20 protein-coding genes are annotated in these 12,890 nt (G+C 70.1%); 9 read left to right on the forward strand and 11 right to left on the reverse strand.

The window, feature by feature from the left end:
• Positions 1-56: 56 nt before the first annotated feature.
• Genes ACFXBC_RS29660 through ACFXBC_RS29710 form a run of 11 tightly spaced genes read right to left on the reverse strand, consistent with a single transcriptional unit; the run spans position 57 to position 6,200 of the window.
• Positions 57-464, reverse strand: coding sequence for a hypothetical protein (locus ACFXBC_RS29660; protein ID WP_385031188.1), 408 nt, complete (start codon positions 462-464; stop codon positions 57-59).
• Positions 465-511: 47 nt separating this feature from the next.
• Complete coding sequence (locus ACFXBC_RS29665; RefSeq protein WP_385031191.1) at positions 512-916, reverse strand: gas vesicle protein K; 405 nt, start codon at positions 914-916, stop codon at positions 512-514.
• 8 nt (positions 917-924) lie between these two features.
• The gene (locus tag ACFXBC_RS29670) at positions 925-1,134 is read right to left on the reverse strand and encodes a gas vesicle protein (protein WP_385031277.1); all 210 of its coding nucleotides are present in this window, start codon (positions 1,132-1,134) and stop codon (positions 925-927) included.
• A gap of 2 nt (positions 1,135-1,136) precedes the next feature.
• Positions 1,137-1,958: a GvpL/GvpF family gas vesicle protein gene (locus ACFXBC_RS29675; protein ID WP_385031194.1), complete on the reverse strand. Its 822-nt coding sequence runs from the start codon at positions 1,956-1,958 to the stop codon at positions 1,137-1,139.
• Positions 1,955-2,431 carry a gas vesicle protein gene (locus tag ACFXBC_RS29680; RefSeq protein WP_385031197.1) on the reverse strand — a complete coding sequence of 159 codons (477 nt, stop codon included), beginning with the start codon at positions 2,429-2,431 and terminating at the stop codon, positions 1,955-1,957. The genes ACFXBC_RS29675 and ACFXBC_RS29680 overlap by 4 nt, the downstream gene beginning before the upstream one ends.
• 34 nt (positions 2,432-2,465) lie before the next feature.
• Entirely contained in the window at positions 2,466-3,764 is a 1,299-nt protein-coding gene (locus ACFXBC_RS29685; RefSeq protein ID WP_385031280.1) for an SRPBCC family protein, read from the reverse strand.
• On the reverse strand, positions 3,757-4,353 hold the full coding sequence (locus tag ACFXBC_RS29690) for a hypothetical protein (protein ID WP_385031200.1): 597 nt from the start codon (positions 4,351-4,353) through the stop codon (positions 3,757-3,759). Before ACFXBC_RS29690 ends, ACFXBC_RS29685 begins: the two co-directional genes overlap by 8 nt.
• A gap of 27 nt (positions 4,354-4,380) precedes the next feature.
• Positions 4,381-4,638: a gas vesicle protein GvpG gene (locus tag ACFXBC_RS29695; protein ID WP_385031203.1), complete on the reverse strand. Its 258-nt coding sequence runs from the start codon at positions 4,636-4,638 to the stop codon at positions 4,381-4,383.
• A gap of 37 nt (positions 4,639-4,675) precedes the next feature.
• Positions 4,676-5,389, reverse strand: a complete 714-nt coding sequence (locus ACFXBC_RS29700) for a GvpL/GvpF family gas vesicle protein (protein WP_385031205.1) — start codon at positions 5,387-5,389, stop codon at positions 4,676-4,678.
• Between the two features lie 3 nt (positions 5,390-5,392).
• Positions 5,393-5,839: a gas vesicle structural protein GvpA gene (locus ACFXBC_RS29705; protein WP_385031208.1), complete on the reverse strand. Its 447-nt coding sequence runs from the start codon at positions 5,837-5,839 to the stop codon at positions 5,393-5,395.
• A 58-nt stretch (positions 5,840-5,897) separates the two neighbouring features.
• A complete protein-coding gene (locus ACFXBC_RS29710) occupies positions 5,898-6,200 on the reverse strand; it encodes a gas vesicle protein (protein ID WP_385031211.1) in 303 nt (100 codons plus the stop codon).
• Positions 6,201-6,464: 264 nt separating this feature from the next.
• Between ACFXBC_RS29710 and ACFXBC_RS29715 the strand changes: the two genes are divergently transcribed.
• The 9 genes from ACFXBC_RS29715 (at position 6,465) to ligD (ACFXBC_RS29755) (ending at position 12,883) form a co-directional block, all read left to right on the forward strand.
• Positions 6,465-6,707, forward strand: coding sequence for a hypothetical protein (locus tag ACFXBC_RS29715; protein ID WP_385031214.1), 243 nt, complete (start codon positions 6,465-6,467; stop codon positions 6,705-6,707).
• A gap of 159 nt (positions 6,708-6,866) precedes the next feature.
• Positions 6,867-6,995 (forward strand): LPFR motif small protein, encoded by a 129-nt coding sequence (locus tag ACFXBC_RS29720; protein WP_385031217.1) that lies wholly within the window; start codon positions 6,867-6,869, stop codon positions 6,993-6,995.
• A 44-nt stretch (positions 6,996-7,039) separates the two neighbouring features.
• A complete protein-coding gene (locus ACFXBC_RS29725) occupies positions 7,040-8,044 on the forward strand; it encodes an acyl-CoA dehydrogenase (RefSeq protein WP_385031220.1) in 1,005 nt (334 codons plus the stop codon).
• Positions 8,041-8,805 (forward strand): PIG-L deacetylase family protein, encoded by a 765-nt coding sequence (locus ACFXBC_RS29730; RefSeq protein ID WP_385031223.1) that lies wholly within the window; start codon positions 8,041-8,043, stop codon positions 8,803-8,805. Before ACFXBC_RS29725 ends, ACFXBC_RS29730 begins: the two co-directional genes overlap by 4 nt.
• A complete protein-coding gene (locus tag ACFXBC_RS29735) occupies positions 8,802-9,419 on the forward strand; it encodes an SAM-dependent methyltransferase (protein WP_385031226.1) in 618 nt (205 codons plus the stop codon). Before ACFXBC_RS29730 ends, ACFXBC_RS29735 begins: the two co-directional genes overlap by 4 nt.
• On the forward strand, positions 9,416-10,162 hold the full coding sequence (locus ACFXBC_RS29740) for a glycosyltransferase (RefSeq protein ID WP_385031229.1): 747 nt from the start codon (positions 9,416-9,418) through the stop codon (positions 10,160-10,162). The genes ACFXBC_RS29735 and ACFXBC_RS29740 overlap by 4 nt, the downstream gene beginning before the upstream one ends.
• Positions 10,163-10,265: 103 nt before the next feature.
• Entirely contained in the window at positions 10,266-10,946 is a 681-nt protein-coding gene (locus ACFXBC_RS29745) for a DNA polymerase ligase N-terminal domain-containing protein (RefSeq protein WP_385031232.1), read from the forward strand.
• Positions 10,939-11,952 carry a non-homologous end-joining DNA ligase gene (gene ligD / locus ACFXBC_RS29750; protein WP_385031235.1) on the forward strand — a complete coding sequence of 338 codons (1,014 nt, stop codon included), beginning with the start codon at positions 10,939-10,941 and terminating at the stop codon, positions 11,950-11,952. Before ACFXBC_RS29745 ends, ligD (ACFXBC_RS29750) begins: the two co-directional genes overlap by 8 nt.
• Before the next feature lie 10 nt (positions 11,953-11,962).
• Positions 11,963-12,883 (forward strand): non-homologous end-joining DNA ligase, encoded by a 921-nt coding sequence (gene ligD, locus ACFXBC_RS29755; protein ID WP_385031238.1) that lies wholly within the window; start codon positions 11,963-11,965, stop codon positions 12,881-12,883.
• The last annotated feature ends 7 nt before the right edge of the window (positions 12,884-12,890 follow it).

Here is a 12,890-nt window from a genome sequence, read left to right on the forward strand (position 1 = left end):
GGCGAGCGCCGGTGACCGGCACTCGCCCTTCCCGGGCCGGGCGGAAGTGGGCATCGTCAGATGCGTCCCTGCGTCAGCCGGGAGACCAGACCCGCCGGCGGCTTCGCCGTGTGGCGGCCCAGTACGAAAGCGGCCCCGACGAGGCCGGCGGTCCCGGCGGCCGCTCCGGCGGCGACGGCCTTGCGGTTCTTGATGACGGTCGCGGCGGTCGAGACCTTGGCCGCGGTGGAGGCCATCGCCTTCTGGCCACTCGACAACGCCTGCGTGGCCGTCTCACCCACCGAAGCGGTGGTCCTGCGCGCGGCTTCCGCACCTGCCCCTGTGGTCTTCTTCGCGGTCCGGGACACGGACTCCGTCTTCGACCTGGTGGCCGTGCTCCTGGCCGCTCGGCTGCCGGCCGTCCGGGCCTTCTTCCCCGTCGTACCGCTGCTCTGCTTAGCCGTGTTCTCGTTGTCTTCACTCATATCGATCGTGTTGCCAACTTCCGCACGGTGAAACGTGATTGCTGAGATCAGGCACCGGAATGGGGAAGCAAAGACCCCAACGGGCCGAGATCCAGATTGAGATCGTCCATGGTGAGGCCGTAACGGTCGCAGAGTTCGGACATCCGGTCCTGCAGAATCATCAGGGTAAGACCTATGCGTTCTTCCTGATCCTCAGTGAGGTCGTTCTGGTCCACCCGGTGCAGCGCGGTGCGTTCCATCAGCTGGCGCAGCAACTCCACAATGGTGAGAACCAATTTGATGAGATCACGCTCCACGGTCTCCGGATCCGTTTGGAGACGCTGTGCACCACTCGGGTGCGCGCGGGCCTCATCCGGACCTGCCGGAAGCAGATCGAAGGCACGCGCGGCCGCCTGGGCGATTTCACCGAACTGGCCCTTCTCCGAGGGCCCTTGGGAATGGTCGGCCGTCATGAAGCTCCTCACCACGGTGCCGGTTCGTCGGAAGTGATCGAGCGGATGACCGCGCGCAGATTGATGTGCACCAGATCCACGTCCGCGATGGAGAGGACCAGATCGCCGGTGAGGACGGCTCCGCCGTTGAGCAGGCGGTCCAGCAGGTCGATGAGCGCGACCTGCCGCCCCGCCAGGGACTCGATGTCCGTACCGGCGCTGTCCGGCCCGCCGCTCACGGTCACGCCGCACCGCCCTGCGTCGCGACCGGTGGTGTGGCGAAGGAGTACGGCGCCCATGGCCCGGTGATCTCGATACGTACACCCGGCACCCCGTCGGCCAGGGTGTCCAGCGTGCGGCGGAACTCCTCGGCACGGGCCGCCGGGACCAGATACGCGTCGTTGGCGACGTTCTCACCCTGGGACGAGGCGAGTTCGCCCTGCTGCGGCCGGTGGACGACCCTGGCGCGTGCCACGGCGGCCACCCGGTCGGGGACCCCCGCAGCCAGCTCCCCGGCAGCCCGGTAGGCGTTCTGCTGCTGGCGGCGCTGGGTCCTGCGCTGCTGCAGATACGCCCGTCCAGGACTGGCCGGAGCGGCGGAGACATGGTCCGTGGCGGCCAGTTCGTCCGCCGGGGGCCGTTCGTCCGCCGGGCCATGCGGGTCCGCGTACACCTTGACGCCCAGTTCGACATGGCCTTCGAGCCAGGAGAGCAACTCAGCGAATTCCGAGCGCCGTTCGTCGAGCATGGCGGCCACGCGGGTGTCGCTGAGGTAGACCGTCGCGAGGCGCAGCGGAAGGACGGTGGTGGCTCCGTAGGCCGCTTCCACCACCGCGTGGTGGCCGCGGGCGATCTGCTCCAGCCGCTTCAGGTCCTCCATCTGCGCCTTCATGCCCTCCGAGCCGAAAGCCTCATCGGGCACGGACGAGACCAGGGCCGCGAGGCCGCCGGACTCCACCGTCCGCAGCGCGCCCCCGTCCAGGCCGGCTGCCCCGCCCGACGTCACACCGCTGAGGGTGCCTGCCCGGCTCACGGCGTAGACATAGGAGATTCCGGTGCTCACCGCTCGTCCTCCCTGGCCGTACCGGCGGCCGTACTCTCGGCGCTGTCCGTGCTTTCCGCGTTCCGGCTGCTCGCCGTCTCCTGCTCCGGGCCCGCGGGAAGACCCGCGGCCTGCCTCAGCTCGGCGAGTTCGGCCTTGAGGCGGGCGTTCTCCTGGGCGAGCGGGTCGGGCGCCGCCGACGCGGACACAGTCTCCGTCCGCTGGGACGGGCGCGCCCGGGACGACAGGGACGGGTCGTGCTCCCACCAGTCGATCCCCATCTCCTTGGCCTTGTCCACCGAGGCGACCAGGAGCCTGAGTTTGATCGTCAGCAGCTCGATGTCCAGCAGATTGATCTGGATATCGCCCGCGATGACGATGCCCTTGTCCAGGACACGTTCGAGAATGTCGGCCAGATTGGCAGAGGAACCCTGCTGGCCGTACGGGGACATCCCGGAGGAGGACCCCATACGGCCGGCCAGTGAATCGGACACCTTTATTCAGCCCTGTCTGTGATGTCGGTCCGGGTCAGGAACGGGCCGATGCGGTACGGCGGCGCCGGGAGCGGCGGACCGGCTGGTCCTCGTCGTCCTCGCCGTCTTCGGCTTCCTCGCCGTCTTCGGCTTCCTCGCCGTCTTCGGCTTCCTCGCCGTCTTCAGCTTCCTCGGCTTCCTCGCCGTCTTCTGCGGCCGCGTCGGGCTCCGCTTCCGGTCCGTCCTCCGCGTCCAGCTCGCCTTCGGGGGCCTCGTCGTCCTCGGCGTCTTCGGGGACCTCGCCGTCCTCGTCGACGCCATCGAGGTCTTCGTCCTCGTCCGCGTACTCCGCGCCGGGCTCCTCACCCTCATCGGGGAGTTCCTCGTCATCGGCGTACTCGTCGTCGGCGTAGTGGTCCTCGGAGTTCTCCTCGTCGAGGGCATCGCGCTCGCCGCCGTCCTCGGCTTCGTCGTCGCCGGGGCCGGCGTCGCCCTGCGCCTCCTTCTCGGAGTCCGCCTGCTCCCGCTCCACGGCGTCGTCGTGCTCCACGACAACCTCGCCGTCCCGGATCTCGCCGCGCCACCCGTCGGTCGCCTCACCGCGCATCATGATGAACTTGCGGTAGAGCTTCAGGTCCAGGCGGGCCCGCCGGCCCTGCGCGCGCCAGATGTTGCCGGTCTTCTCGAACAGCCCCTTGGGGAAGTATTCGAGGACCAGCAGCACACGGGTGAGGTCTTCCGTGAGCGGGTGGAAGGTCACGACGCCCTTGACGGTGCCCTTCGCGCCCTCCGTGGTCCAGGTGATCCGCTCGTCCGGCACCTGTTCGGTGACGTTCGCCTTCCAGCTCCGTGTGGACTTGGCGACCTTCACCTTCCAGTTGCTGCTGGTGTCGTCGGCCTTCTCGACGCTGACGACGCCCTTGGCGAACGTGCTGAATTCCTGGAACTGTGTCCACTGGTCGTACGCCTCGCGCACGGGCACGCCCACGTCGATGTCCTCGACGATCGTCACGCTCTTGGACTTGCCCCCACCGCTCTTGCGGCCCTTGCCGAACAGGCCCTTGACCTTCTCCTTGACCGTGTCCTTGAGGTGGGCGGTGCCTGCGGACAGTGCGGCCTGCGCAGGTGACTTGCCCTCCTTGAGGGCCTGTCCGCCCTTGGCCAGGCTGCCCGCCAGGCCGCCCTCGCCGGGTTCACCGAGCTTGCTGACGCCCTCGCCCAGTTTGTGTCCGAGCTGGGTGACCGCGTGTTCGGCCCGCGCGTGCAGATAGTTCTGCAGTTCGTCCTTGAGCCGGTCGGTGGCCGGATTGCGCGCCACCTCGTCCTTCAGCTTGCTGAGAGCGGAGTCACTCACTACGGCCACCCCCGCTCCTGGTGCGCGTCTGTGACGCCGCCTTGCGGCTGCCGGACGCGGCCCGGCCGGCGGAGGACGACGCCTTGCGCGTGCCCTGCGAAGCCTTGCCGCGTGCGGCCGATGATGTCCTGGCCGAAGAGGTCTTGCCCGACGTGGACTTCGCGGCCCGCTTCCGGGGCGCGGGCTTGTCCCGGTCGTCATCGGCTGCGTCCTCCTGACCGCGCTCCCCCGATGACTCGTCGGGGGACTCCTCGGCGGACTCGGAGTCCTCGTCGTCGCTCGCGCCCCCGGACGACTCGCCGAGCCCCAGGGTGCGTTCGTGCAGCGAGTCGGCGAGGCCGGTCGCCCGCTTCGTCAGCGCGGACGTGGCCGCCGATTTGGTCGCCTCGACCAGCTCCTTGCGGACCTGGCTGTTGAGGCTGCCGAGCACCGGGGAGTTGGCCAGCATCTTGCCCAGCTGCGCCGGGTCCAGACTCATCTTCTTACCGGCCAGGAACATGCCCAGGCCGATCGCCAACTTGGCTTTCTTGGTACGTCCCAGCAGGTATCCACCCACCAGGGCGACACCTATCTTGCCGTTGCCTGTCATCTCTCGTGTACCTCGTTCTCCCTGTTGTCAGGAATGGGCCCGCAGGCGCCGCTGGTTGGCTTCGAGCCACTCCAGCCGGTCCAGAAGCTCGTCCTCGCGACGGTCGAACTCGTCCTCTTCGATACGCCCGCTCAGCAACTCCCTTTCGAGCGCGGCCAGTTCGGCGCGCACGGGCTCCGGGTCGTAGTACTCCCGCTCCGCCGTCACCAGCACCTGGTCGACGACCCACGCGGTTCCGCGCAGCGGTGCCAGCGGCAGAGTGAGAATGTTCGTGATGAGGCCCATGCCGGGTCCTCCGCTCAACCGGGTTAGGTTCGCAGGCTCAGACGAAGCTGTAGGGCGGCAGCGGCCCGTTCAGGGCGTGGGTGAAGCCGTCGCCCCAGCGTTCGGCCTCCTCGTGTACGGCCTGGGTGAAGGAGGCCGCCTGATCACGCTTGACCAGGAAGGACGCGTTCAGGAAGTGCGTCTTGGTCGGCTCGCCGTTCGCGACGCGTACCGCGGCCGGTCCGAGCCTGGCCACGATGTCGTCCCGGCCCCGGGCCTCGCGGGCCTGGACCTCATGGGAGATCGTCTCCCCGAGAGCGACCATGTCGTCGTGGGCACCGGGGTTCTGGCGGGTGCGTTCGCGCAGCGCGCGTACCTCGGGGGACTCCTCGACGATCTCCCGCAGCAGATCCTCCTCGTCCCGGGCGACCTTCAGGTTGTACTCAAGGCACCCGTCGAGTTCCTTGAGCCGCGCGCTGTAGCCGTCGTGCTGCTGTTCCAGCGCGGCGATCACCTGGTCGTCGTCGGGGCCGACCAGACCGAACCGCATCGGCAGCGCGGCACCATCGGTCAGCAGACTCTCCAGCACCGCCTGGTGCGCGACCAGGTCCCGCCGCTTGGCCCGCAGCTCCGCCGGTGCGTCACTGACGACGGCGCTCAGGCCCTCCGTCCCGACGACGCGCAGCTCCGATGGCGGCTCGCCGACACCGGCCAGGTTGTCGAGGCGCAGGGGATGCGCGGCACTGGTGATGGCGTAGATGTACGTGGACACGGGCTACTCCTCCCGCCGGCTTGAGCTGCGCCGGCTACTGGAAGCGGACTTGCGCGCCGGGCGCTCCTGCTTCTCCTCCGCATCGTCGTGGCCGCCCTGAAGGGACTCGCTGAACGCCTCCACGGCTCCGGACAGAGCACCCTTGGACTTTCCCTTGGCGCCCTTCTCGGTCATGTCACCGACGAGATCGGTGAGCTGGCTGGGCGCCTTGCGGCCGGATTCGAGATCCAGCCTGTTGCACGCCTCGGCGAACCGCAGATAGGTGTCGACACTCGCGACGACCACCCGTACGTCGATCTTGAGTATCTCGATTCCGACGAGCGAGACCCGGACGAAGGCGTCGATGACAAGGCCCCGGTCCAGAATCAGTTCCAGGACGTCGTACAGATTTCCCGAGCCGCCCCCGCTCGACGACCGTGTGCTTGCGCTTGACTGCTGAACAACACTCATGGTGAATCTCCCTTCCGAGGAAGTTCCGCTTTTCAGCGGCCTGCTGACCGGCCTGCTCTCAGCGGTCGATCTGCCCCTTTGCGTAACGGCGAATTCGCTCGTAGCCGACGAGGTTCCCCTGCAAGTCGAGCTGAACCCGGTAGGTGGCCATGACACTGGCGGTGTCAGGAATTTTCTCCAGCTCCACCACCTCGACGTCCGCGGACCAGCCGTCGTCGGACGCCTTCAGCGCGGATACCGAACTCGGTTCGCACTGCAGCAATTCAGCGAGCTGACCGGCAGCGCGCCGCATTGCCGTAGGAACATCGAGTCGCTCGCCGCTTTTACTGTCCTGGCTGTCCTTGCTGTCAGTCGTTGCCATCATCCCGCCTGTCGCGCGCCAAAGGATTTTGCGGGCTCCGATTGGAAGTCCGGTGAACCGCATGTGCGGTTGTAGAGCGCGTGCCCGTGAGTACGGAACGTATGCCTCTCCCCTGAGGCGCCCTTTTTCCGCTGTCCGCACAAGAGAAGATCCGGGGATTGGATCCGGTGCGAGTGCAGGTCACAGCGGTGGCTGACGGACAGAAACGCGGGCGGCTATTGGCCGCATCCGTCTGATCCCGCTCACCGGGGGCAGCCGAAGAGCATGAACCCTTCCACGTCCCTTGCACTCACCCCCTCCTCCTCACTCGGGCTGATCGCGGTCGGGGTGCTCGTCGTCGTGATCCTGATCGCCGCGGTCGTCATCGGGAGCCGCCGGACCGCACGGGCGACGACATCGGCCGAAGCCCATGCCCGTACGGAGGGACGGGCACGCGACGCGCACCAGCGGGGCGAGACATGGCAGACGATCGACGACGACCCGGAGCAGGGAAACCCGCATCGCTGATCCGCCCCTCCCCTGGGACGGCCGCCGGTGCCTGCGACTCCGGCGTTCGGCCGCATTCCGTTTCCCCGCTCACCCTGGGGGTACGAGCCGTTTGACCGAAATTCGGTGAAATTCACACTAAGTACCACCTCTAAGCCCAGCGAAAAGAGAGGTTCCCCCATGCTCACTGCCATCGCAGATGTACTGAGGTCCATCGGCGGAGCGATCGCCACCGTCGTGGCCCTGCCTTTCAAGGCTGTCGCGCGCCTCTTCGGTGGAGCCGCGGACAGCGCCCACGGTCGCCACTGACAGGCGCAAGGCGGCCACCGCACATCCCGCAGAGGAGAGACACGATGACCGCTGACAGCTCCCCCGTGGCCCGGCCGCCGGGCCCGGGCGACCGCCGCGACGCGGTCGCCGCACGTCTGACGGCTCTGGTCGAGAAGGGCGCCCTGGGGCTTCCGCTGCCCGGGGGCGGCCGCACCGCCGACCGCTTCCGGGCCCTGGCAGAGCTCGGGCGCGAGGATCTGACGCTGGCCCGGCTGGCCGAGGGCCATGTGGACGCGGTCGCCATCCGGTACGAGATCGAGGGAACGCGCCCCGACGACGGGGAGCGCTGGGGTGTGTGGGCGGCCCAGCCGCCCGGTCCCGGCCTCACTGCCACCCCGGACGGCAACCGATGGCGCCTCGACGGCGTCAAGCCCTACTGCTCGGGTGCGCACACCTGTACACACGCCCTGGTCACGGCGGACACCCCGGAGGGGCGCAGGCTCTTCTCCGTCCAGGTGACCGACGGGGGCGTGAGCCCGGTGGCGGGGACCTGGCAGGCCGTCGGGATGGACGCCAGTGACTCCCCGGACGTCTCCTTCTCGAACGTGCCGGCCGTCGCTGTCGGAGGGGTGGACGCCTACCTCAACAGGCCGGGTTTCGAGCACGGCGGTATCGGAGTCGCGGCGTGCTGGCTGGGCGGAGCACGCGCCGTGGCCGACACCCTGGTGGAGTCGGCGGCCCGGCGCCCTCCGGATGCTCACGCCGCGGCGCACATCGGCTCCGTCGACATGCTGATCAGCGCGGCGGAGACGGTGGTGGAGCGGGCCGCGGCGGACATCGACGCGGATCCGTCGGACATCTGCGGAGGTGCGCGGATCCGGGGTCTGCGGGTGCGCGCGTTCGTGGAGAAGGTCTGCTCCGAGGTCCTGCACCACGCAGGGCGCGCGACCGGCGCGGCCCCTCTCTGTCACGACACACGGCACGCCAGGGCGGTCGCCGACCTCACCGTCTACATCCGCCAGCACCACGCGGAACGCGACCTCGCCGCACTGGGGAGCCTGCTGGTTCCGGGCGAGGGGGAGCAGTGAATGCCGCACGGCGGACCGCTGCCGACGCCATCGACGCCCCCGGCACCCCCGAGGCCCGGTGGGCCGAGTGGGACGGCCTGCTCCGGCTCCCCGCCGCCGTACCGCCCCACGGGCCCGTCCTGGTCGTCGCCGCACACCCCGACGACGAGGTGCTGGGTTTCGGCGGTGCGATGGCCGGCCTCGCGGCCGATGGCGGCGACGTCCACCTCGTATCGGTCACCGACGGCGAGGGCTCCCACCCGCGCAGCTCCCTGGTCTCCCCCTCCCAGCTCGGCGCGATGAGGGAGACCGAACTCGAACAGGCGCTGGCGGACCTGGGGCTGCCTGATCTGCGGCCACGGCGCCTCCAGGTGCCCGACACCCGCGTCCACCAGTACGAGGACGATGTCGCGTCCGCCATCGCCGGGGCTCTGCGCGAAACCGGCGCCACGCTGTGTGCGGCGCCGTGGACGGGCGACCTCCACAGCGACCACGAGGCAGCGGGCCGGGCGGCCGTGACCGCCTGCCGGGCGGTCGGTGTGCCGCTGTGGCTCTATCCGGTCTGGATGTGGCACTGGGCCCGCCCCGGCGACGCGCGCGTCCCCTGGCAGGACGCCGCACGCCTCGTGCTGCAGCCCTCCGCCGCCACCCGCAAACAGCGCGCGATTCAGCGGTTCACCAGTCAGATCATGCCGCTGACCACGGGCGAGGGGGATGCGGCCATCCTTCCGCCCGAGGAACTCGCCCATCATCTGCGGCCGTTCGAGGTGGTCTTCCGATGAGTACGCCGGCCGCCTATTTCGACCGTATGTACGCGGGGGCCCACGACCCCTGGAGCCTCACCGAGCGGTGGTACGAGCAGCGCAAGTACGCCCTCACCGTCGCCTCGCTCCCGCGCCGCCGCTACCGCAGCGCCTTCGAACCCGGGTGCTCCGTGGGGGCTCTCACCACGCATCTCGCCGGGCGCTGCGACCGGCTACTGGCCACCGACCGGGTCCCGGCCGCCGTGAGGGCCGCCGCCGAGGCCACCCGCGACCAGCCGCATGTGGACGTCGGAGAGCTGACCATTCCCGACGAGTGGCCGCAGGACACCTTCGATCTGATCGTGCTGTCCGAACTCCTCTACTACTTCGACGACCGGACGCTGCGGGACGTCCTGACCCGTACCGTCGCCGGTCTCGAACCGGGCGGAACGCTCGTCACCGTGCACTGGAACCATCCGGTGGCCGAACACCGGCTCACCGGCACGGAACTCGCGCCGCTGCTCACATCCGTACCCGGTCTCACCACGCTCCTCGATGTACGTGACCCGGACTTCACGCTCCACGTCCTGGTCCGACAGCACCCGGACGGGCGGACGGCCCCCGGCCCCGCTGCCGCCGAGGGACTCGTGTGAACGCCCGTCCCGCCGCCTGCGCCGTCATCGTCCCGGCCCACAACGAAGCCGCCACCCTGCCCGCGACCCTGCGGAGCCTGAGGGCAGCCGCAGCTCACCCCTCGGTGTCCGGTGTCCCGCTGGTGACCGTGGTCGCGGCCGATGCCTGTACGGACGGTACGGCCGCTGTCGCACGGAGTCTGGGCGCGCGGGTGGTGGAGCTGGACCGGCGGAACGTCGGAGTGGCGCGCGCGGCGGCCGCCGCGGAGGCTCTCCGCCTGCTGGAACCGTACGAACGGGGCCTGTGGATCGCCACCACCGACGCCGATACCGTCGTACCCGAGGGGTGGCTGGCCCATCAGCTGCACCACGCCGGGCAGGGGTGGGAGTGCCTGGTGGGCACCGTGCGGCTGACGGCCCACCCCCTGCTGCATCCGGCCGTGGCGGCGGAACACGACGCGCGGTACTTCGCCGGCCGGCCCGCGGGCTCCGTCCGCTGGACCCATCCGCACGTCCATGGCGCCAACCTCGGTGTCACCGCGGGTGCCTACCGCGCTGCGGGCGGCTTCCCCCCGCTCGCCCACAGCGAGGACCGTGCCCTCGTCGCCGCGCTGCAACGGCAGCACCGCCGCATCCTGCGCACGGACCTGTGCCCCGTACTGACATCGGGCCGCCCGGACCACCGGGCCCCGCACGGACTGGGCGCCACCCTCAACGTCCTCGCCCGGCTCCCCGGCGGCGGCCCTCCCGACGGCGGGGCCTGACCGGCTCCCGCCGACGCGCGGACAGCGGGCGCGCGTGCGGACGGTGGACCCAGGCCGCACAGTGAAGGAGGAGCTGGCAGCCGTCCCGCAGGAGGCAGCAGGCGTGAGCGACAACGGCAACGGCAACGGCAACGGCAACGGCAACGGCAACGGCAAACTGTCCACATACCGGGGCAAACGTCACTTCGACCGTACCCGTGAGCCGCGCGGCCAGGGCACGGAGGCCGGCGAGAAGCCCGTCTTCGTGGTCCAGATCCACGACGCCTCGTCAATGCACTTCGACTTCCGTCTGGAGGTCGACGGAGTCCTCAAGTCCTGGTCCGTGCCGAAGGGTCCGTCAGCGGATGTGCACGACAAGCGACTCGCGGTGCCCACCGAGGACCATCCCATGGAGTACCGCACCTTCGAGGGCGTGATCGCCCACGGCGAGTACGGGGCGGGAACGGTCATCGTCTGGGACGAGGGCACCTACGAACCGCTGGCGGGCAGCACCGGGGACAAGGGCCGTACGTTCGCCGAGGCGCTGGAACACGGTCACGCGACCTTCCGCCTCGACGGGTCCAAACTGCACGGCGCCTACGCGCTCACCCGCTTCCGCGGAGGCGGTGACTCCGCGGAACGTGAGTCCTGGCTGCTGGTCAAGAAGAAGGACGCCCGTGCCGACGGCAGACCCGCCCCCGACCCGCAGCGGGCCCGTTCCGCGCTCAGCGGGCGCACCCTGGGGCAGGTCGCCGACGAGGAGCCGGAGACGGCCGTGGAGGACCTCGGGGCCACGGATGAATGACCTGCTCAGGGCCCTCCCCGATGACCAGCAGCGGCTGCTGGCCGTCGCGCCGGCCGCCCCTGAGTCGGCGGCCGATCCGATGCGCGCCGTCCTGACCGACCGCCGCGACTTCGGCCCGGGCTGGCTCTTCGAGCGCAAGCTCGACGGGATGCGGGCCCTGGCCACCCGCGACGAGGACCGGGTACGTCTGCTCTCCCGTACCGGCCGTACGATGCAGTCGGGGTTTCCGGAGATCACCGAGGCGCTCGCCGGGCAGTCGGCCGACGGTTTCACCGTCGACGGCGAGATCGTCGCATTCGCCCACGGCCGTACCGACTTCGCCCGCCTCCAGCAGCGTATGCAGCTCACCGATCCGCGCCGGGCACGGGCCAGCGGGGTCGCCGTGACCTACTACGTCTTCGACCTGCTCCGGCTGGACGGGATCGATCTGACCCGGCTCCCCCTGCGCACCCGGAAGTCCCTGCTGCGACGCGCGTTCGGCTTCCGGCCGCCCCTGCGCTTCACCCCGCACCGCAACGAGGGCGGACAGCAGCGGCTCGACGAGGCCTGCGGCCGGGGCTGGGAGGGGCTCATCGCCAAGCGCGCCGACAGCCGCTACCAGCGCCGGCGCTCCCCCGACTGGCTGAAGCTCAAGTGCGCCCACGGCCAGGAACTGGTGATCGGCGGCTTCACGGAGCCCGCCGGGGCACGCGACGGGTTCGGCGCTCTGCTCCTCGGCCACTACGACGACGGCAGCCTCATCTACGCGGGCAAGGTGGGAACCGGGTTCGACCACAGGGCCCTGACACAGCTCCGTACCCGGCTCGATGCGCTGGAGACCCGCACATCGCCGTTCCGCCCGGCCGTACGGGAACGCGGCGCCCACTGGGTCGAGCCCGTCCTCGTGGCGGAGGTCGGCTTCACCGAGTGGACCCGTGACGGAATGCTCCGCCACCCGCGCTTCCTGGGGCTCCGGCAGGACAAGGCCGCTACGGATGTCGTACGGGAACGACCGCAGAAGGGGTAGGGGAACAGCCATGGACGACGACACATACCGGGTCCGCGCCGGCCGGCGCACGGTCGCGGTGCACCGGCCGGACAAGGTGCTCTTCCCCGAGGACGGCGGTCTGACCAAGGCGGACCTCGCCGAGTACTACCGGCGGATCGCCCGGTACATGGTGCCCGAGCTCAAGAGGCGGCCGCTGATGCTGGAACGCCACCCCGAGGGGATCGCCGAGCAGCCGCACTTCATGCAGAAGGACACACCGGACCACTATCCGGACTGGCTGCACACCGCCGAGGTCGCCAAGGAGGGCGGCACCGTCCGGCACACCGTCTGCGACGACGCAGCGACCCTGGTCTTCCTCGCCGACCAGGCCTGTGTGACCTTCCACCGCTGGCTGTCGACCACCGCGCATCCGGACCGGCCGGACCGGCTGGTCCTCGACCTGGACCCGCCGGGAAACGACTTCGAGGCGGTGCGCCACGCCGCTCGCCTGGCGAAGGAGCTGCTGGACGAGGTGGAGCTTCCCTCCATGCTCATGACCACCGGCTCCAGAGGGCTGCATGTGACGGTCCCGCTCGACGGGCGCACGGACTTCGACGGCTGCCGTGCCTTCGCCAGGGAGCTGGCCGACATCCTCGCGGCCCGCGACCCCGGCCGGCTCACCACCGCCGTACGCAAGGACGCGCGTGGCGGCCGCCTCTACCTGGATGTCCAGCGCAACGCCTACGCCCAGACCGCGGTCGCCCCGTGGTCGGTACGGGCCCTGCCGGGCGGGCCGGTCGCCGTACCGCTGCCCTGGGACCGCCTCGATGACCCCGGACTGACCTCCCGGAGCTGGTCGTTGCGCGATGTGGACGCCGTCGTGGACCTCGCCCGGTCCAAGCCCTGGACGGGTCTTGGCCGCGGGCGCTCCGTCGTGGCGGCGCGGCGGAGGCTGGACAGGCTGCGCTGACCGGCGT

This window comes from Streptomyces sp. NPDC059398 (assembly GCF_042751845.1).
Lineage (GTDB): Bacteria > Actinomycetota > Actinomycetes > Streptomycetales > Streptomycetaceae > Streptomyces.

Bases quoted from the DNA above. Each gene is read 5' to 3' on its own strand.
- ACFXBC_RS29710 (WP_385031211.1), bottom strand. From the start codon at position 6,200: ATGGCAACGACTGACAGCAAGGACAGCCAGGACAGTAAAAGCGGCGAG.
- ACFXBC_RS29695 (WP_385031203.1), bottom strand. From the start codon at position 4,638: ATGGGCCTCATCACGAACATTCTCACTCTGCCGCTGGCACCGCTGCGC.
- ACFXBC_RS29690 (WP_385031200.1), bottom strand. From the start codon at position 4,353: ATGACAGGCAACGGCAAGATAGGTGTCGCCCTGGTGGGTGGATACCTG.
- ACFXBC_RS29720 (WP_385031217.1), top strand. From the start codon at position 6,867: ATGCTCACTGCCATCGCAGATGTACTGAGGTCCATCGGCGGAGCGATC.
- ACFXBC_RS29735 (WP_385031226.1), top strand. From the start codon at position 8,802: ATGAGTACGCCGGCCGCCTATTTCGACCGTATGTACGCGGGGGCCCAC.
- ACFXBC_RS29715 (WP_385031214.1), top strand. From the start codon at position 6,465: ATGAACCCTTCCACGTCCCTTGCACTCACCCCCTCCTCCTCACTCGGG.
- ACFXBC_RS29665 (WP_385031191.1), bottom strand. From the start codon at position 916: ATGACGGCCGACCATTCCCAAGGGCCCTCGGAGAAGGGCCAGTTCGGT.
- ligD (WP_385031235.1), top strand. From the start codon at position 10,939: ATGAATGACCTGCTCAGGGCCCTCCCCGATGACCAGCAGCGGCTGCTG.
- ligD (WP_385031238.1), top strand. From the start codon at position 11,963: ATGGACGACGACACATACCGGGTCCGCGCCGGCCGGCGCACGGTCGCG.
- ACFXBC_RS29705 (WP_385031208.1), bottom strand. From the start codon at position 5,839: ATGAGTGTTGTTCAGCAGTCAAGCGCAAGCACACGGTCGTCGAGCGGG.
- ACFXBC_RS29660 (WP_385031188.1), bottom strand. From the start codon at position 464: ATGAGTGAAGACAACGAGAACACGGCTAAGCAGAGCAGCGGTACGACG.
- ACFXBC_RS29725 (WP_385031220.1), top strand. From the start codon at position 7,040: ATGACCGCTGACAGCTCCCCCGTGGCCCGGCCGCCGGGCCCGGGCGAC.